This window comes from Haloferax gibbonsii ATCC 33959, from assembly GCF_000336775.1.
In the GTDB taxonomy this organism is placed as follows: Archaea; Halobacteriota; Halobacteria; order Halobacteriales; family Haloferacaceae; genus Haloferax; species Haloferax gibbonsii.
This window is the reverse complement of sequence record NZ_AOLJ01000013.1, coordinates 15,053-31,106: the sequence shown is the minus strand read 5'-3', so window position 1 is coordinate 31,106 and position 16,054 is coordinate 15,053. Positions and strand designations below refer to the sequence as shown.

Genomic DNA, 16,054 nt, shown 5'->3' with positions numbered 1-16,054 from the left:
TCAGTTCTCGTCGTCGCGGAAGCGGTCCGGGTCGCGGACGGCCTCGGCGGCGCGACGGAACACGCCCGTCAGCGTCGCGGCCTCGCGCTCGGTCGGGTGAGCGCGGCCGAGCAGTCGGCGCATCATCCGCGAGGTTTTGGTCCGCTTGTGCTCGCGGTAGTCCACGGCGTCGAGCAACTCGTCGAAGAAGCGGTAGACGACCTCGATTTCGGCCTCGGAGGCGCGCTCGCGCTCCACGTCGGGGAGTTGCGTCTCCTCGACGGTGAAGCGGCGAAGCTCGTACATGAGAATCGTCGCCGCCTGTCCGAGGTTGAGCACGGGGTAGCGGTCGTCGGCGGGGATGCAACAGACCTCGTCGAGCATCGCCAACTCCTCGTTGTCGAGGCCGGTCCCCTCGCGGCCGAAGACGAGCGCGGTCTTCGTCTCCACCGACTCCAGCGAGTCGGCGATTTCGACCGGCGTCTTGAACGGGTAGCGGATGTGCCGGGTGGAGTCCTCGTGGGAGACCGCGGTCGTCCCGATGGTGTGGAACTCCTCGACGACCTCCTCCAAGGTCGTCTCGGTGGCGTTCGGGAGCACGTCCTCGCGGGCGTGGCCGGCGAAGCCGTACGCCTCGCCGTCGGGGTCCAGCTCCGGCGGGTCGACGAGGCGGAGGTCGTAGATGCCGAAGTTCTTCATCGCCCGCGCGATGGTGCCGACGTTGCCGGGCGTCTCGGGTTCGACGACGACGACGACGAACTCGCGGCCCCCGCCCGTACCGGCGTCTCGGTCGCCGCTCATTTCGTCGGGTAGTCCGTGTCGAGGTCGACGGCGTCGAGGTCGTCTTCGGTCAGGGGCGTCGCGTCCTCGTCGTCCGCGTCGGGGCCGTAGTCGCGGAGGTTGATACGCTCGCCCTCGACGAAGTTCTCCTCCAGCCGGCGCTGAATCTCGTTGGCGTCCGGCGGCGACGGGAGTTCGTCGGGGTCGGTGTCGACGTAGTCCAGTCCGCCGTAGCCGTCGGGAGCGCGACCGCCGTCCGCGAACCACTCGTGGAAGGCGTCGGCGAACACCGCGTCGCCGACGAAGTCGCGGCCGTCCTCCTCGCGGAACCAGTAGAGGAAGTCCGGCTCGTGGTGGTCACAGAGGAGCACCTCCTCGCGGGGCTCGCCGTAGACGATGGACGCCTGTCGGCACTGCTGTATGTCCTCGTCGCCGTGGACCAGATAGCAGGCGTCGCACGGTTCCTCGACGAGCGAGACGAGGCGCATGAGTCGCTCCCGCGGGTCCTCGGGAATCTCGTCGAGCGGTTTGAACTCGCCCTCGTCGGTGAATATCTCGGACTCTTCGAACCGCCATCCGCGGAGTCCGACGCTGACCTTCGCCATGGGCCGAGGTAGCCGAGCGGCGGATAAAAATGGCGTGATGCCGGTCAGCCGTCCGCGAGGAGCGCGTCCAGCCGGTCGAGATTGGCCGACGCCGTCTCCGCCGTGACGGGCACGTAGCCGACGACCGCAGGCTCCGACGTGGACCGTTCGAGGTAGTACCGGACGAACGCGGCGACCTCCGGGCGCGACAGCGCCTCGCGAGCGACGTAGATATAGAGGGGCCGCGAGAGCGTGTCGTAGCTCCCGTTCTTGGCGTTCGCGGGCGACGGGAGAGCGCACCCGTCGGGCTCGGAAATCGGGACCGCCCGGACGGCGTCGCGATTCTGAAGGTAGTACGCGAGGCCGAAGTAGCCCATCGCGTACGGCGATTCGCGGACGGTCTTGGCGATGGCCGTGTCCTGTTCCGTCGTGAGGTGGTCCGTGCGCTGGACCGCGCTCGGGAGAACAGCCGCCGAGAAGTAGTCGAACGTGCCCGAGGCCGTGGTCGGGCCGGCGAGGCGAATCGGATCGTCGGGCCACTCGGGTCGCACGTCGCTCCACGACGAGGCCCCGTCGACGCGCCATATCTCGGCGAGTTCGGAGAGCGTGAGGCAATCGACCCAGTCGGCGTCGGGATTGACGACGACGGAGATGGCGTCGGTGCCGATGCGGAACTCCACCGGCTCGACACCGGCGGCTGCGCAGGCGTCGCGCTCGTCCGTCTCGATGGCCCTGCTCGCGTCGTTCACGACGGTTCGGCCCGCACAGAAGAAGTCGGCGAACCCCCCGCCGGTGCCCGTCGAGGTGACGGACACCGTCACGTCCGGGTGCGCGTCCGAAAACGACTTTCCGAGCGAGAGCGTCAGCGGGTAGACCGTGCTACTGCCGGCGATGGCGATACGCCCCGAGAGCGCGTCGTCGTCGGTCGTCGTGGCCGCGGTCCGGGTCGGAGTTGACCCGACGCTCCCGAGACAGCCGGCCAGCCCGACCGCTCCCGTCGCCCCGAGCGCGCCGAGAAGCGCACGCCGACTCGGTTCGTCGTCCCGACAAGGTGGCATTACGGTCAGTCGTTTCTCGCGTCCGGTCATGGTGGTTGCTAAGTGCGATATATAGTCACACGAGGGAGGCCGCGTCGTCGGTGTCGCGGCCGACGCGCTCGACGTCGCTGAGTTCGAATCGCGCCCCGCCGGACGCCGACTCGCAGAGCGTGAGGTCCCAGCCGTGGGCGTCGGCGACCTGCAGGACGATCGGGAGGCCGAAGCCGGTCCCGCCGCCGGCGCGGTTCGTCGTGTAGCCCGGTTCGAGCACGCTCGCTCGGTCGGACTCCGGGATGCCGGGGCCGTCGTCTTCGACGTAGAACCCGCGGGCGTCCCCGAGCGCGCCGACGGTGACGGTCACTCCGTCGTCGCCGTGCTCGACGGCGTCGTCGGATGGAATCCGACTGCCCGTGGAATCGTGTTCCACAGCGTCACCGGACACAGTCCGGTTGCCTGTAGAACCATGTTCTACAGCGTCGTCGGATGGAATCCGACTGCCCGTGGAACCGTGTTCCACCGAGTTCCGAAAGAGGTTCTCGAAGACGTGGGCCGCGAGGTCGGGGTCGGCGGCGAACCGGGGGTTCTCGTCGACGACGAGCGTCGCGTCCCCGGTGTCCACGTGCGTCCACGACCGACGCGCCACGTCGGACAACGCGACCGGGAGCGTGTCTTCGACCCGCCGCTGGAGCGCCAACACGAGCGCGTCGTCGATGATGGCGTCGATGCGGTCGAGCGATTCGACGAGCGGTTCGACGTGGTCGCTTTCGGTCTCGTCGGCGAGGAGTTCCGCCCGGCCGACCGCGACGTTGAGGGGGTTTCTGAGGTCGTGCGAGAGCACGTTCGAGACGGTTCGAAGCTGTTCGTTCCGCTCTTGGACGTCGGCCATCATCTCGTTGAACGACCGAGCGACCTCGGCCATCGCCTCGCTCTCCTCGTCGGGGTCGATTCGCTCCGCGAGGTCGCCGTCGGCACAGGCCCGCATCACCTCGCCGTAGGCCTCCGCGGTCCGTTCGAGGTGGCGGCGGCGGCGCTCCGAGGCCTCCTTTTCGTCCCACGCCTCCCGTCTCGCCGACTCAGCCTCCTCGCGGGCGCGCTCGGCGTCGAGAATCTGGTCGCGCAGGGAAACTCGCATCACGTCGAACGCCTCGTAGAGGTCGCCGAACTCGTCTTCGCGGTCGCGGTCGATCGCCACGTCGAGGTTGCCGTCGGTGAGTTCCCGCGCGCTCGACCCGAGGGTCCGAACCGCGTCGACGGTGTCCCGTCCGATGGTGGCCGCCAGCAGGGCCGCTCCAGCGCCGACGACGAACAGGGTCGCGAGTATCTGGGTGAGGATGTCCGTCCGGAGGGCGTACGCCTCCCCCGTGGGGACGCGCGAGGTGACGACCCAGTCGTGGGCCTCCATTCGGGCGAACCCGACCTCGGTCTTCGAGTCGCCGAGCGACTGGCCGGGGACGAACCCGGACGCCGAGTCGTACCGGGTCGTTTCGAGCGCGTCGGTCTCCAACAGCCGCGACTCGTCCTCCGCGAGGACGACGGTGCCCGCCGCGTCGACGACGACGAACCGACCGGCGTTGATGTCGTGGAGGTGTGTCTCAGAGATATCGCGGAGGTTCGCCACGGCGATGACGGCCCGGTTCGGCCGCTCGGGTATCGTCGTCGCGAAGAGGAGGACCGGTGCGGCCCCCTCCGAGGGGCGAAACGGGTCGGAGATGACCACGTCGCCGTGGGACTGCTGGGCGAGCGCGGTGAACTCCTGTCGGCCGTAATACGTCGTCACCGACTCGGCCGAGGCGACGCTGGCGCTCCCCGTGCTCGTGAGGACCGTCTCGTTTCTCGTGTCGATGTAGTACGCGGCGTCGATGTCGCGGTCGCGTTCGACCACCGACCACAGATAGAGGTTGATGTCGCGGTCGTCGCCGGACTGGAACGCCGCGGACTCCGATATCGACCGCATCTGCACCTCCATCCGGGTGAGCCACTCGTCGAGGTTTTGCGCCTGAATCTCGGCGTTCGTCACGAGGCCGTCGCGCGTCTCCTCGCCGATGACCTCGTTGGCGTGGAGGTACGAGTAGCCGCCGACGGCCGCGATGGCGAGCGTGACGAGTCCGAGCGCGAGTGCGAACTTCACCGCGTACCGCTTCCTGACGAACCGCGGCAGGAGGCGTCTCGTCACGGTCGAGCGAACCTCCCGTCTGTCATCCGAGGTCGGGAGTCGTCCCCTCGAAGCCGTCTTCGAGCAGTTCCGCACGGGCCGCGTCGGCGCGGGTCTCCGCGTCGTCGACGGCGGCGGTGAGTTCGCGGTACGACGCCGAGTTTTCGAGCGCCTCGCGGTCGCAGGAGGCCTCCAACACGGCCCGCTTGCGGGCGAGCGCGAAGTACTCCCGGAGGTGGTCGTTGTACGACCCGCGAACCACGAGCGAGCGGACGGTCCGCTGGACCTCCCGCTTTCCCACCGGTTTGACGAGGTAGTCGTCGAACGGCATCTCGACGATGTCGGTGTCGGGTTCGACGCCCGTCACCATCACGACCGGGAAGTCGTGGTCGCGCGCCCGGAGTTCGGACAGCACCTCGTCGCCGGTGCCGCCGGGCATGTGCCTGTCGAGCATCGCGGCGTCGAACGACTCGCCGGCGACGAGTTCGAGAGCCTCCTCGGCGCTCGACGCCGTCCTGACGCGGAAGTCGTCTGCGAGCCACGCCTCGTACAGCGTCGTCAGGGACGGTTCGTCGTCAACGGCGAGTATCGTCGGGAGTCCGTCGCCAGTCATAATCGGTGGGTACGCCCGGTTGGAGCCCGGTTGGATGTAACGTCCAAAGAGCGCTATTAAGCGGTTGCTATGAGGGCTCAATAGGGCTCAATTCCCGTGTTTCGGGGATTCGAACTCGGCTTTCGTCCCACCTTCCGCGACCGGTCGGCATATGTTCGTGTGGTCCAACCGGCGGGTATGCGAACCGTCGATGCGGCAGGACTCGAAATCGGCGACGACCACCCGCCGCGAATCATGGGTGTGCTGAACGTCTCCAAGGAGTCCCCGTACAAGCCGAGCGTGTTCAACGACCCGAGCGAGGCCGCCGAGTACGTCGACCGCGAACTCATCGACGAGGGGGCCGACATCGTCGACGTCGGCCTCGAATCGGCGAACAAGCGCCTCGACGTGCTGTCGGCCGAAGACGAACTCGACAGGCTCGACACGGCGCTTTCGGTCCTCGACAGCGTCTCCGGCGACGCCGTCTTCTCCATCGAGACGCGCTACCACGAGGTCGCCGAGGCGGCGCTCGACGGCGGCTTCGACATGGTCAACGACATCTGCGGCTTCGCCGACCCGGAGATGCCCCGCGTCTGCGAGGAGTTCGACGCCGCCGTCGCCAAGATGGCCAGCCCGCCGGACCTCACCCGCCCCGGTGCAATCGAGGAAGTCGACGACATCTACGACGCCCTCGAACTGAACGGCTTCACCGACAAGACCATCGTGGACCCCGCCTTCGGCGGCTGGTCGGAGGCGAAGACGCTCGAACACGACCGCGAGACGTTCGACCGCCTGCGGGAGTTCCGCGGCTACGGACACCCCATCCTGGTCTCCATCAACCGCAAGAACTTCCTCCGCGACGTGGCCGGTCGCTCGACCGAGGAGGCGCTGCCCGTCAGCCTCGCCGCCACGTCGATGGCGGTCGAACGCGGCGCGCACGTCGTCCGGACCCACGACGTGAAAGAGACCCGCGACGCCGCCCTCATCGGCCACGAGTTCAAGCGCCGCCGCGTCCGCGAACCCGGCGACGTGTCGGTCGAAGAACTCGACGTGACGACGCCCGGCGAGGCCGCGAGGCACCTCGACCGCGTCGGCGCGAACCGCGAGGTCGCCGCCGAGAGCGTCACGCGCGTCTTCGAACTGGAAGGGCTCGGGGCCGACGACCGGGAATCACTCGCCGCCGCCGCCGGCGACGCGGGAGCTGTCTTGGCCGCCGGCGACACCGGTGCGCTTCTGGTCGGAAGTCCCGCCGCGCTCGCCCGGCTTCCGACGCTCGTCACGGACGCCTCAGATGCCCTCGAAGCCGCGTTAGAGACCGTCGAGCGGGCGACGAACTGACTGGTACGCTATCTCGTGCCAGACCCGTCTATTCGTCTGACGTTCGGCAGACGTTGACCGTTCTACTAAGAGAAAACTTATACCATCCGACCCTAAAACGGTCCTGTGGACGCCGGAAGGGCACGCGGGTAGGGGTACACGAGTGCCATTCCGGCCCATACAGTTACATTCTGAGCGACAGCTACACCATGGATTTCACCACGTGGGAACCCGTCTACGAGCGGATTCTCGACGATTTCGGCTTCGACCGAACCGGCGACGAGCGGGCCAGAGACGCGCTCGCGGACCTCGTGAGCCCCTTCGACCGCGACCGACTGGACTGGGCGGACGCGACCGTCGCCGTCTGCGGGGCGGCACCGACGCTCGACGACGAACTCGACAGGCTCGACGCCCCCGACGTGGACGTGGTCGTCGCCGCCTCCACCGCCGCCGACGCGGTCCGAGCCGCCGGGTTCGACCTCGACCTGATGGTGACCGACCTCGACAAGAACCCCGAGACGGCGGTCGAGCTAACGGAATCCGGCGTGCCCGTCGCGGCCCACGCCCACGGCGACAACCTCCCCGCGGTCCGCGAGTGGGTGCCGCGGTTCGACGCTGACAACGTCCTCGGGACGACGCAGGCGGCCCCGGTCGGCCCCGTCGTCAACTGGGGCGGCTTCACCGACGGCGACCGAGCGGCCTTCATCGCCGACGAACTCGGCGCGGGACGGCTCGTCTTCGTCGGCTGGGACTTCGACGACCCGAGCGTGGGGGCGATGAAAGCGCAGAAGCTCCGGTGGGCCGAGCGCCTGCTCCGGTGGCTCGAACGACGCCGCGGAGAGCGTTTTTCCGTTCTCGACGGCCGGCGCGACGGCATCGACCCGCTGCCCTGAGAGCGGCGGTCCGCCGCGAATCCGAGCCCTCGCCGTCGCGGCTCAGTCGGGCGGAGCGGCGCGCTCAGCGCGTGTTCTGCGGGTGAACGCCGGCCCCCTCGTCGGACCCGGACGGCTCGCCCGCCGACTGCTCGACGACGCCGTCGAACAGGACCGAATCGCACCCCCGACAGGTCGCCGAGACGCGTCGCTTCGCCCGCTCGCTGTCGGGCCGTGCCACTTGTTCGCTCTCGACCGCGACTGCACCGTCGCAGGTCGGGCACGTTCGGAGACACAACCGAAGAGCGCCGAGGACGCGGTTCCGGTCCGCCGTCGGCAACCGCCACCACTCGGGGTAGTACCGGCGGAACGTCGCGACGGCCGTGAGGTCGGCGACGAACGCGGCGCGCGAGGACCACTGGCCGACGGTGCCGCGGTCGAGTCGCGCGAACAGTCCCCGCTCGTTCCACCCCATCTCGACCCGCTCCGGGGCGACGCCGAGGAGCGCCGCGAGCGCCTCGCGGTCGTGGTCCCGACCGTCGGTGTCGAGCATGCGGGCGCGCCAGTCCTCGGCGAACCGCGGCGACAGCGAGAGGTTGTCGTCCCCGTCGGTCGCGAAGACGCCCGCGCCGTGTAGCGCGGCGGCGAGGTCGACGCGGCCGTCGAGCGAGAGCGGCGGCGAGGGACGCGCCGACGGGAGCATCGGCGGCGACGGCGAGGTCGACGAGAGTTCGGCGAACGCGAAGCCGAAGACGACCAGGGGTGGAAGCACGCCGAGGAACACGCCGTAGGGGACCCAGACGAGCCACCCGAGCGTTCCGCAGACGAACGTCAAGAGGAGGAGCGGAAACACGAGTGGGGAGCGGAGACGCGGCTGTCGGACCGCGGAGTCAGGAAGGAAGCGATGCCCGGACATACCAGAACCGTGGCTACGACGCGGTATAGGTATGAACCGGGTACACCAGATAGCAAGAACGTAAACGTACTCTCGTCCCGGAATTCGGTCGATAACATCATATTACCCGAGACAGTCGCGCCGCCGCGAGGGTCGGCCACCGTACCATATCCATGCCAGCAGGCGTCCGAAAACGGGGCAGTGACGGCCGTTAGGCGCGGTAGGATGCCGTTTCCCGAGCCGTAGGCCGATTAAGTTCGTTCGAACGGACGGGTTAGGCGGCTTCGCTCTCGCGTCGGGGTCGGACTGCCGCTACATTGACATAGCCGCCGTCCTGAGGCGCGGCTATGCAACTGCACTGGCACCGCCGGGACCTGCGAGTCGCGGACAACCGCGGCCTCGCGACGGCCGCCGAGGCGGGCCCCGTCGCCCCGCTTTTCGTCTTCGACCGGGACGTGCTCGACCACGCCGGCGCGCCCCGCGTCAGGTACTTACTCGACGCGCTCGCCGAACTCCGCGGCGCGTACCGAGAGCGCGGGAGCGACCTGCTCGTCGCCCGCGGCGACCCCCGAGCCGTCGTCCCGGCGGTCGCGGCGGCGCTCGACGCCGAGCGGGCCACTTGGGGAATCGATTACTCCGGACTCGCCCGCGAGCGCGACGCCGACGTGCGACTCGCCCTCGACGACGCCGGCGTCGGCCGCGAGCCGGTCCACGACGCCATCTTCCACCCGCCGGGGAGCATCACGACAAACGCGGGCGACACCTACTCCGTCTACACCTACTTCTGGAAGAAGTGGCGCGACCGCGACAAGCCCGAGCCCTATCCGGAACCGGACGCCGACGACCTCGCCGACGCCAACACGCTCGAAACCGCGGCGGAAGCGCTCGCTGACGCCGAGTTCGACGTCGCCGCCGGCGACCTACCGACCATGTCGGACCTCGGCTTCGAGGAGCCGTCGGCCGCGGTCCAGTCGGCGGGGACCGAAGCGGCCCGCGAGCGCCTCTCGGCGTTCTGTGCGGACGCCATCTACCGCTACGCCGACGACCGCGACTACCCGACGCGGGACGCCACGTCGCGGCTCTCGACGGACCTCAAGTTCGGGACCATCGGCATCCGCGAGGTGTACGCGGCGACCGCGGCGGCCCGGGAGGGCGTCGGCGGGGAGCGAGACGAGTCGGTCGAGGAGTTCCAGTCGCAGTTGGCGTGGCGGGAGTTCTACGCCCACGTCCTCCGGGAGCATCCGAACGTCGTCACGGAGAACTACAAGGAGTACGAAAACGACATCGCGTGGCGCGACGACGCCGAGGAACTCGCGGCGTGGAAGGAGGGGAAGACCGGCTACCCCATCGTCGACGCCGGGATGCGACAGCTCCGCGAGGAGGCGTACATGCACAACCGCGTCCGGATGATCGTCGCGTCGTTCCTCACGAAGGACCTCCTGTGCGACTGGCGACACGGCTACGCGCACTTCCGCGAGCACCTCGCGGACCACGACACCGCAAACGACAACGGCGGCTGGCAGTGGGCCGCCTCGACCGGGACCGACGCCCAACCGTACTTCCGCATCTTCAACCCGATGACGCAGGGCGAGCGCTACGACCCCGACGGCGAGTACATCAAGCGGTACGTCCCCGAGCTATCGGACGTGACGGCCAACACCATCCACGAGTGGCACGAGCTGACCGACCTCGAACGCGAGCGCCTCGCGCCCGACTACCCGGAGCCCATCGTGGACCACTCCGAGCGCCGCGAACGGGCGATTTCGATGTTCGAGGCCGCCCGCGGCGACGACTGACCGACGGCCGCAACGGCGGCGGCTCTCGACCGCCGCTTCCGTTCTCCGCCCTCGGTCGCCGCGGCGCGAACGACTTTCTCCCCGGAAACCGACTCCGCAAGCATGCAGGTCGCTATCATCCTCTACGACGGCTTCGACGAACTCGACGCCGTCGCGCCGTTCGAAGTGTTCCAGAACGCCGGCGCGGCCGGGGCCGACTGCGAGGCCGAACTCGTCGCGCTCTCCGACCGCGAGTTCGTGACGGCGAGCCACGGGATGCGCGTCGGCGTCGACGGCGTCCTCGACCCCGAGACCGACCGCCCGGACCTCCTCGTCGTCCCCGGCGGCGGCTGGAACTCCCGGGCCGCACAGAGCGCGTGGGCCGAAGCCGAGAAAGGCGAGATTCCGGACGCCATCGCGGCGCTCCACGAGGCCGGAACCACCGTCGCCGGCGTCTGTACCGGCGGCATGCTCCTCGCCCGCGCCGGCATCCTCGACGGCCGCCCCGCGGTCACCCACGGCGGCGCGCTCTCGGACCTCCGCGAGACGGCCGCGGAAGTCGTCTCCGCCCGCGTCGTCGACGACGGCGACGTGCTCACCGCGGGCGGCGTCACCTCCGGACTGGACCTGTCGTTGCACGTCGTCGAACGGGAGTTCGGGTCGGACATCGCCGACGCCGTCTCGACCGAAATCGAGTACGAGCGCCGAACGGACCCGTTCGACGGCTGACACGCTCGCGCGAAGCGGAGTTTCTCGAATCGGAGAAATCGACCGACAGCGACCCGCACGTCGTGGTTTGTGCTAGCATACCTCTCCTCAAGTTTTAACAGGATTCCGCCCGACCCGTGATATGGAGGTTACACATTATGAGCTACGAACTCGACCCGCTTCCGTACGAGTACGACGCCCTTGAACCGCACATCTCCGAGCAGGTGCTGACGTGGCATCACGACACCCACCATCAGGGCTACGTCAACGGCTGGAACGCGGCCGAGGAGACCCTCGCNATCTCCGAGCAGGTGCTGACGTGGCATCACGACACCCACCATCAGGGCTACGTCAACGGCTGGAACGCGGCCGAGGAGACCCTCGCCGAGAACCGCGAAGCAGGCGAGTTCGGCTCGTCCGCCGGCGCGCTTCGTAACGTCACCCACAACGGCTCGGGACACATTCTGCACGACCTGTTCTGGCAGAACATGTCGCCGGAAGGCGGCGACGAGCCCGAGGGCGCGCTCGCAGAGCGTATCGCGGAGGACTTCGGCTCCTACGAAGCCTGGAAGGGCGAATTCGAAGCGGCGGCCGGCGCGGCCGGCGGCTGGGCGCTTCTCGTCTACGACTCGTTCTCGAACCAGCTTCGGAACGTCGTCGTCGACAAGCACGACCAGGGNGCCGGCGCGGCCGGCGGCTGGGCGCTTCTCGTCTACGACTCGTTCTCGAACCAGCTTCGGAACGTCGTCGTCGACAAGCACGACCAGGGCGCGCTCTGGGGCTCCCACCCCATCCTCGCGCTGGACGTCTGGGAACACTCCTACTACCACGACTACGGCCCGGCCCGCGGCGACTTCGTCTCCGCGTTCTTCGAGGTCGTCGACTGGGACGAGCCCGCCGCCCGCTACGACCAGGCCGTCGAACTCTTCGAGTAGACCCGGTACATCCCGACTTTTCTTTCGGACGCGACGTCGCCAGCGGCGGCGCTCTCCGCGTCAAATCGAGTGCTGAGGGTCGTCTCTCGCGGGTACGGTCGCCTTCTCAGGGCCGTCGGTCGCGGGCGGCCGCGTCATCGAACAGTTCCGCTCCGTCGAACGCCTCGTTCAGCTCGCAGACTCGGTCGTTCAGGGCGGCGAAATCCCGGCCGTCGGTGCCGCGGTCGAAGCTGGCCAAGATACCGACGGGACGGTCGCCGAGGAACGTTCGGAACTGCTCGAACGAGTCGAATCCGCGGACGGTGTAGCCGTAGTCGGCGTAGTACAGCGTCTCGTAGGTGTCTCTCGTGATGTAGCCGAACCGTTCGTTGTCGATGAATCGGGAGATGTCGACGCATCCGATGGCGTCGGACACGTCCTCTCTCAGATAGAGGTGTTCGTACCCGTGATGGTCGAAGACCCAGAGGTCTCGGAGGTCGTCCCCACCGAAGTCTCGGAAGGTCTCAACCAGTCGTGCAGCGGCGTCGCTCATCGCTTCGGGTCTCGCGTCGCGCCTGATAAGCCTACTCATGAGGCCGCTGGCGGTCGCACGGGCGACGAACGCCCGCCGGCGACCAGCACCCGCCGGCCGCTCGCTGCCCGCGGTCGTCGGGGTTTTGCCCGTCGGCCGAGAAGCGTGAGTATGCCCAAACCGAAAGACGAGTTCGAAACCCTCTACGGGTATCTCCTGTACGAACCCGCCGACATCCTCGACCCCGATTACATGTACACCGTGGGCGAAATCGCCCGCCTGATGCAGGGGCTGTCCCCGCAGGACGACCTCAGCGAGGAGACCGAAGACCGCATCGTGCAGTGGACCATCCCGTGGATCGTCGCCAACCAGGAGGACTTCGTCATCAACGACCCCCGGAGCGACGAGCCGGGCTACTTCGGCCTCCATCCGGACGCCGTCCCGGAAGAAGACGAGGAGTAACCGCCGCCACGCACCCACCACACTGGTCGGCGCCCGCGACGTTCTCCCGACCTGAGAGTCGCACAAACGGTTATCTGTCAGGTGGTTGTTGACTATAGCGTACTATGGCTCAATTCGACACCGAAGTCGCGGTCGTAACTGGTGCTGGCTCGGGAATCGGCCGCGCGGTGGCGGAGGCGTTCGCCGCGGAGGGTGCGCGAGTCGTCGTCTCCGACGTGGACGTCGAGGGCGGCGAGGAGACCGTCGCGCGAATCGAGGAGGCCGGCGGGACGGCGACGTTCGTCGAGACCGACGTGACGGACGGCGACGCCGTCGCCGCGATGGTCGAGACGGCGGTCTCCGAGTACGGCCGACTCGACTTCGCCTGCAACAACGCGGGCATCGGCGGCGCGCAGAAACCGACCGCCGACCTCTCGTTCGACGAGTGGCAGCAAGTCATCGACGTGAACCTCAACGGCGTCTGGCGGTCGATGCGCCACGAGGTTCCCGCGATGCTCGAAAACGGCGGGGGCGTCGTCGTCAACATGGCGTCGATTCTCGGAAAGGTCGGCTTCGCGAACGCGAGCCACTACGTCGCCGCGAAGCACGGCGTCCTCGGGCTGACGAAGAGCGCGGCCATCGAGTACGCCGAGCAGGGCGTCCGCGTCAACGCGGTGTGTCCGGGCTTCATCGACACGCCGCTGCTCGGAGAAGGCGGCCTCGACGACCCCGAGGCGCGGAAGGGAATCGAGTCGCTCCACCCGATGAACCGCCTCGGCGACGTCGACGAAATCGCCTCCGCGGTCGTCTGGCTCTGTTCCGACGGCGCGTCGTTCACGACGGGCGAGGCGCTCACCGTCGACGGCGGCTACACGAGTCGGTAGAACGGGTTAGCGCGACGTGACGAGTTGGCGAGGCGTAACGGGACGACGCGGCGGCGGCGAGGTCGACCCGGGGACTTACCTCGTCCGCGCCGCTTTCGCCGCGAGGTCGATGTCGTCTTTTGGGCGAGTGGTGACGCTCGGCCCGTGGCCGGTGTGGAGTTCGGTCAGGTCGTCGCCGACGACCTCGCGCAGGCGGTCGATGCTCTCGACGAGCGCGCCGCGGTCGCCCTCGGGGAGGTCGGTCCGGCCGAAGCCGCCGTTGGCGAAGACGAGGTCGCCCGCGAAGCAGACGCCCGACCCGCGGGAGAAAAAGCACAGGTGGTCGTCCTTGTGCCCCGGCGTGTGGACCGCCTCGTACACGTCGTCGCCGATTTGGATGCGCTCGCCGTCGTCGATGCGCTTGTCCACGGCGAGGTTGCCGGTGTCGTAACCCCACGTCTGCACGTCGAACGCGTCGCGGACGGCGTCGACGTTTCCGATGTGGTCGGGGTGCGTGTGCGTGAGGTACACCGCGTCGAGCGACTCCGTGAACTCGCGGACCTTCGGCACCACGTCGAAGTTCGCGCCGGCGTCGACGAGCGCGGTGGTCTCGCCGTCGACGAGAAAGGCGTTGCTCGTGAAGACCCGGATTCCCTGCGCGAGGTTGCGAATCATGGGCACAGGTACGAAAAGCGGGCTATTCCGTGTTGTGGGTGCTGCGGAGCTGAGCCGAAAAGCGAAAGAACTCGCAACCGAGAGCAACACCCAACCAGGCCACCTCTCATGCGCCAATATCTCGACCTCGTGACAGACGTTCTCGGCACCGGACAACACAAACCCAACCGAACCGGGGTAGACACCATCTCGGGCTTCTCGAAGCACTACACCGTCGACCTGCAGGAGGGCTTTCCGCTCCTCACGACGAAGGACCTCTCGGGCTTCCGCTGGAACTCCCTCATCCACGAACTCCTCTGGTACCTCTCCGGCGAGGAACACATCCGCACCCTGCGCGAGGAGACGGGCATCTGGGACGCGTGGGCCGACGACGACGGCCATCTCGACACGGCCTACGGCCGGTTCTGGCGGCGCTATCCGGTCCCCGAGGAGGGGCTTGCAGGCGAGGCGTGGCCCGAAGACGACCACCGCTGGATGAACGACGAGGGGACGTTCGACCAGCTCGCGTACGTCCTCGACACGCTCGACGAGAACCCGAACTCCCGCCGGCTGGTCATCAACGCGTGGCACCCCGCGAACGCGGCCGTCTCGACGCTCCCGCCGTGTCACTACACCTTCGTCTTCAACGTGCAGGGCGACGAACTCAACCTCCATCTGACCCAGCGCTCCGGCGACATCGCGCTCGGCGTCCCGTTCAACCTCGCGGCGTACGCCATCCTCGCGCAGGTCGTCGCCCAGCGCGCCGGCTTCGAACTCGGGTCGTTCGCCCACACCATCGTCGACGCCCACGTCTACTGCGGCACCGGCGAGCGCGGCGCGTGGTACGGTGACCACCTCGACGAACTCCAGTCCCGCCTCGCCGACGTGGAGTCGCCCGAAGGGTACCTCGACGTGCGCGAGTGGCTCCTCGACGCGGCACCCGAGGAAGCCGAGGGCGAGGAGGACTACGACCACGTTCCCGGACTGCTCCTGCAGGCCTCGCGCGAACCCCGCGAGCGCCCCACGCTCGACGTGGCCGACGTGCCGCTCGAAGACCTCTCGTTCGAGGACATCGTCCTCCGCGACTACGACCCCGCCGACGGGATTCGCTTCGCGGTGGCTGAATGAGCGGCGAGGAGCCCGCTGGGGCCGAAACCGAGGGCGACGCCGCGGTCCGGTTCGTCCTCGTCGCCGCCGTCGCCGACAACCGCGTCATCGGCCGCGACGGCGACATGCCGTGGCACATCCCCGAAGACCTGAAGCACTTCAAGCGGACGACGACCGGCCATCCGGTCGTGATGGGCCGCAAGACCTACGAGAGCATCGCCCGCCAGCTCGGCGGCCCGCTGCCGGACCGCCACAGCGTCGTCCTGACGACCCGCGACCTCGACCTCCCCGAGGGCGCTGAGGCGGTCGAGTCGGTCGACTCCGCGGTCGCCGCAGCCGAGAACGCGGCCGACGAGATGGGCGTCGAGACCGTGTACGTCGTCGGCGGCGCGACCGTCTACGAGCAGTTCCTCGCCCGCGCGGCGGGGCTGGTCCTCACCGAACTCGACGAGGCCCACGAGGGCGACACGCGGTTCCCCCAGTGGGACCGCGACGGGTGGGTCGAGACCGACCGCGACGACCGAGACGGCTTCTCGTTCGTCACGTACGAGCGCCGGGGACACCGAGAACACCGCGAACACCGGGAACCCGACGCGGCCAACCGCGGCGCGGAGGAATCCGATGACTGACTCGGGCGAGTGGGAGTACAAAATCGTCCGCACGGCCGACGGCGGCCTGTTCAGCGGCGACACCACCCCGATGGAAGACGCTCTCAACTCCCTCGGCGGCGACGGCTGGGAGCTCGTGGACACGATTTCCGACTCGCGCGGTGCCGGCGCGAACAGCGGACAGACGGCGCTCGTGTTCAAGCGACCGAAGCGCTGAGACTCGCCGTTCCCGTTGTACCTACTC

At 68.4% G+C, this 16,054-nt stretch carries 18 protein-coding genes; 10 read left to right on the top strand and 8 right to left on the bottom strand.

Annotation, left to right across the window (positions count from 1 at the left end; translation table 11 throughout):
• Genes C454_RS07865 through C454_RS07845 form a run of 5 tightly spaced genes read right to left on the bottom strand, consistent with a single transcriptional unit; the run spans position 1 to position 5,145 of the window.
• Positions 1 to 780, bottom strand: coding sequence for an RNA methyltransferase (locus C454_RS07865; RefSeq protein WP_004974300.1), 780 nt, complete (start codon positions 778 to 780; stop codon positions 1 to 3).
• The gene (locus C454_RS07860) at positions 777 to 1,364 is read right to left on the bottom strand and encodes a hypothetical protein (protein ID WP_004974299.1); all 588 of its coding nucleotides are present in this window, start codon (positions 1,362 to 1,364) and stop codon (positions 777 to 779) included. Before C454_RS07860 ends, C454_RS07865 begins: the two co-directional genes overlap by 4 nt.
• A gap of 44 nt (positions 1,365 to 1,408) precedes the next feature.
• Positions 1,409 to 2,401 (bottom strand): PstS family phosphate ABC transporter substrate-binding protein, encoded by a 993-nt coding sequence (locus C454_RS07855; protein WP_004974296.1) that lies wholly within the window; start codon positions 2,399 to 2,401, stop codon positions 1,409 to 1,411.
• A gap of 55 nt (positions 2,402 to 2,456) precedes the next feature.
• Positions 2,457 to 4,553 (bottom strand): HAMP domain-containing sensor histidine kinase, encoded by a 2,097-nt coding sequence (locus C454_RS07850; RefSeq protein ID WP_004974295.1) that lies wholly within the window; start codon positions 4,551 to 4,553, stop codon positions 2,457 to 2,459.
• Positions 4,554 to 4,575: 22 nt separating this feature from the next.
• The gene (locus tag C454_RS07845; RefSeq protein WP_004974294.1) at positions 4,576 to 5,145 is read right to left on the bottom strand and encodes a response regulator; all 570 of its coding nucleotides are present in this window, start codon (positions 5,143 to 5,145) and stop codon (positions 4,576 to 4,578) included.
• A 177-nt stretch (positions 5,146 to 5,322) separates the two neighbouring features.
• Between C454_RS07845 and C454_RS07840 the strand changes: the two genes are divergently transcribed.
• Together C454_RS07840 and C454_RS07835 are read left to right on the top strand one after the other, a co-directional pair.
• Entirely contained in the window at positions 5,323 to 6,462 is a 1,140-nt protein-coding gene (locus C454_RS07840) for a dihydropteroate synthase (protein WP_004974291.1), read from the top strand.
• Positions 6,463 to 6,650: 188 nt separating this feature from the next.
• Positions 6,651 to 7,334 carry a 6-hydroxymethylpterin diphosphokinase MptE-like protein gene (locus C454_RS07835; RefSeq protein ID WP_004974290.1) on the top strand — a complete coding sequence of 228 codons (684 nt, stop codon included), beginning with the start codon at positions 6,651 to 6,653 and terminating at the stop codon, positions 7,332 to 7,334.
• A 64-nt stretch (positions 7,335 to 7,398) separates the two neighbouring features.
• Here C454_RS07835 and C454_RS07830 read toward each other — a convergent pair whose 3' ends face one another.
• Positions 7,399 to 8,166, bottom strand: coding sequence for a hypothetical protein (locus C454_RS07830; RefSeq protein ID WP_004974288.1), 768 nt, complete (start codon positions 8,164 to 8,166; stop codon positions 7,399 to 7,401).
• 389 nt (positions 8,167 to 8,555) lie between these two features.
• Between C454_RS07830 and C454_RS07825 the strand changes: the two genes are divergently transcribed.
• The 3 genes from C454_RS07825 (at position 8,556) to C454_RS07815 (ending at position 11,626) form a co-directional block, all read left to right on the top strand.
• Positions 8,556 to 10,004, top strand: coding sequence for a cryptochrome/photolyase family protein (locus tag C454_RS07825; protein ID WP_004974286.1), 1,449 nt, complete (start codon positions 8,556 to 8,558; stop codon positions 10,002 to 10,004).
• Between the two features lie 102 nt (positions 10,005 to 10,106).
• Complete coding sequence (locus C454_RS07820) at positions 10,107 to 10,712, top strand: DJ-1/PfpI family protein (protein ID WP_004974285.1); 606 nt, start codon at positions 10,107 to 10,109, stop codon at positions 10,710 to 10,712.
• A gap of 137 nt (positions 10,713 to 10,849) precedes the next feature.
• Complete coding sequence (locus C454_RS07815; RefSeq protein WP_004974282.1) at positions 10,850 to 11,626, top strand: superoxide dismutase; 777 nt, start codon at positions 10,850 to 10,852, stop codon at positions 11,624 to 11,626.
• Between the two features lie 106 nt (positions 11,627 to 11,732).
• On the opposite strand, the gene C454_RS07810 is transcribed toward C454_RS07815, so the two are convergent.
• The gene (locus C454_RS07810) at positions 11,733 to 12,158 is read right to left on the bottom strand and encodes a DUF7522 family protein (protein WP_004974280.1); all 426 of its coding nucleotides are present in this window, start codon (positions 12,156 to 12,158) and stop codon (positions 11,733 to 11,735) included.
• 150 nt (positions 12,159 to 12,308) lie between these two features.
• On the opposite strand from C454_RS07810, the gene C454_RS07805 reads away from it, so the two are divergent.
• Both C454_RS07805 and C454_RS07800 read left to right on the top strand, forming a co-directional pair.
• Entirely contained in the window at positions 12,309 to 12,599 is a 291-nt protein-coding gene (locus C454_RS07805) for a DUF5827 family protein (RefSeq protein ID WP_004974279.1), read from the top strand.
• A gap of 104 nt (positions 12,600 to 12,703) precedes the next feature.
• On the top strand, positions 12,704 to 13,462 hold the full coding sequence (locus C454_RS07800) for an SDR family oxidoreductase (RefSeq protein WP_004974278.1): 759 nt from the start codon (positions 12,704 to 12,706) through the stop codon (positions 13,460 to 13,462).
• Positions 13,463 to 13,537: 75 nt separating this feature from the next.
• On the opposite strand, the gene C454_RS07795 is transcribed toward C454_RS07800, so the two are convergent.
• The gene (locus C454_RS07795; protein WP_004974277.1) at positions 13,538 to 14,116 is read right to left on the bottom strand and encodes an MBL fold metallo-hydrolase; all 579 of its coding nucleotides are present in this window, start codon (positions 14,114 to 14,116) and stop codon (positions 13,538 to 13,540) included.
• Between the two features lie 108 nt (positions 14,117 to 14,224).
• On the opposite strand from C454_RS07795, the gene thyA reads away from it, so the two are divergent.
• The 3 genes from thyA to C454_RS07780 are packed head-to-tail and all read left to right on the top strand — an operon-like array spanning position 14,225 to position 16,027.
• A complete protein-coding gene (gene thyA / locus C454_RS07790) occupies positions 14,225 to 15,223 on the top strand; it encodes a thymidylate synthase (RefSeq protein ID WP_004974274.1) in 999 nt (332 codons plus the stop codon).
• The gene (locus C454_RS07785) at positions 15,220 to 15,831 is read left to right on the top strand and encodes a dihydrofolate reductase (protein ID WP_004974273.1); all 612 of its coding nucleotides are present in this window, start codon (positions 15,220 to 15,222) and stop codon (positions 15,829 to 15,831) included. Before thyA ends, C454_RS07785 begins: the two co-directional genes overlap by 4 nt.
• The gene (locus C454_RS07780) at positions 15,824 to 16,027 is read left to right on the top strand and encodes a DUF4177 domain-containing protein (protein WP_004974272.1); all 204 of its coding nucleotides are present in this window, start codon (positions 15,824 to 15,826) and stop codon (positions 16,025 to 16,027) included. Before C454_RS07785 ends, C454_RS07780 begins: the two co-directional genes overlap by 8 nt.
• Positions 16,028 to 16,054 lie beyond the last annotated feature (27 nt).

Bases quoted from the DNA above. Each gene is read 5' to 3' on its own strand.
- C454_RS07860 (WP_004974299.1), bottom strand. From the start codon at position 1,364: ATGGCGAAGGTCAGCGTCGGACTCCGCGGATGGCGGTTCGAAGAGTCC.
- C454_RS07795 (WP_004974277.1), bottom strand. From the start codon at position 14,116: ATGATTCGCAACCTCGCGCAGGGAATCCGGGTCTTCACGAGCAACGCC.
- thyA (WP_004974274.1), top strand. From the start codon at position 14,225: ATGCGCCAATATCTCGACCTCGTGACAGACGTTCTCGGCACCGGACAA.
- C454_RS07820 (WP_004974285.1), top strand. From the start codon at position 10,107: ATGCAGGTCGCTATCATCCTCTACGACGGCTTCGACGAACTCGACGCC.
- C454_RS07865 (WP_004974300.1), bottom strand. From the start codon at position 780: ATGAGCGGCGACCGAGACGCCGGTACGGGCGGGGGCCGCGAGTTCGTC.
- C454_RS07855 (WP_004974296.1), bottom strand. From the start codon at position 2,401: ATGCCACCTTGTCGGGACGACGAACCGAGTCGGCGTGCGCTTCTCGGC.
- C454_RS07785 (WP_004974273.1), top strand. From the start codon at position 15,220: ATGAGCGGCGAGGAGCCCGCTGGGGCCGAAACCGAGGGCGACGCCGCG.
- C454_RS07835 (WP_004974290.1), top strand. From the start codon at position 6,651: ATGGATTTCACCACGTGGGAACCCGTCTACGAGCGGATTCTCGACGAT.
- C454_RS07845 (WP_004974294.1), bottom strand. From the start codon at position 5,145: ATGACTGGCGACGGACTCCCGACGATACTCGCCGTTGACGACGAACCG.
- C454_RS07825 (WP_004974286.1), top strand. From the start codon at position 8,556: ATGCAACTGCACTGGCACCGCCGGGACCTGCGAGTCGCGGACAACCGC.
- C454_RS07780 (WP_004974272.1), top strand. From the start codon at position 15,824: ATGACTGACTCGGGCGAGTGGGAGTACAAAATCGTCCGCACGGCCGAC.
- C454_RS07840 (WP_004974291.1), top strand. From the start codon at position 5,323: ATGCGAACCGTCGATGCGGCAGGACTCGAAATCGGCGACGACCACCCG.
- C454_RS07810 (WP_004974280.1), bottom strand. From the start codon at position 12,158: ATGAGCGACGCCGCTGCACGACTGGTTGAGACCTTCCGAGACTTCGGT.
- C454_RS07805 (WP_004974279.1), top strand. From the start codon at position 12,309: ATGCCCAAACCGAAAGACGAGTTCGAAACCCTCTACGGGTATCTCCTG.
- C454_RS07800 (WP_004974278.1), top strand. From the start codon at position 12,704: ATGGCTCAATTCGACACCGAAGTCGCGGTCGTAACTGGTGCTGGCTCG.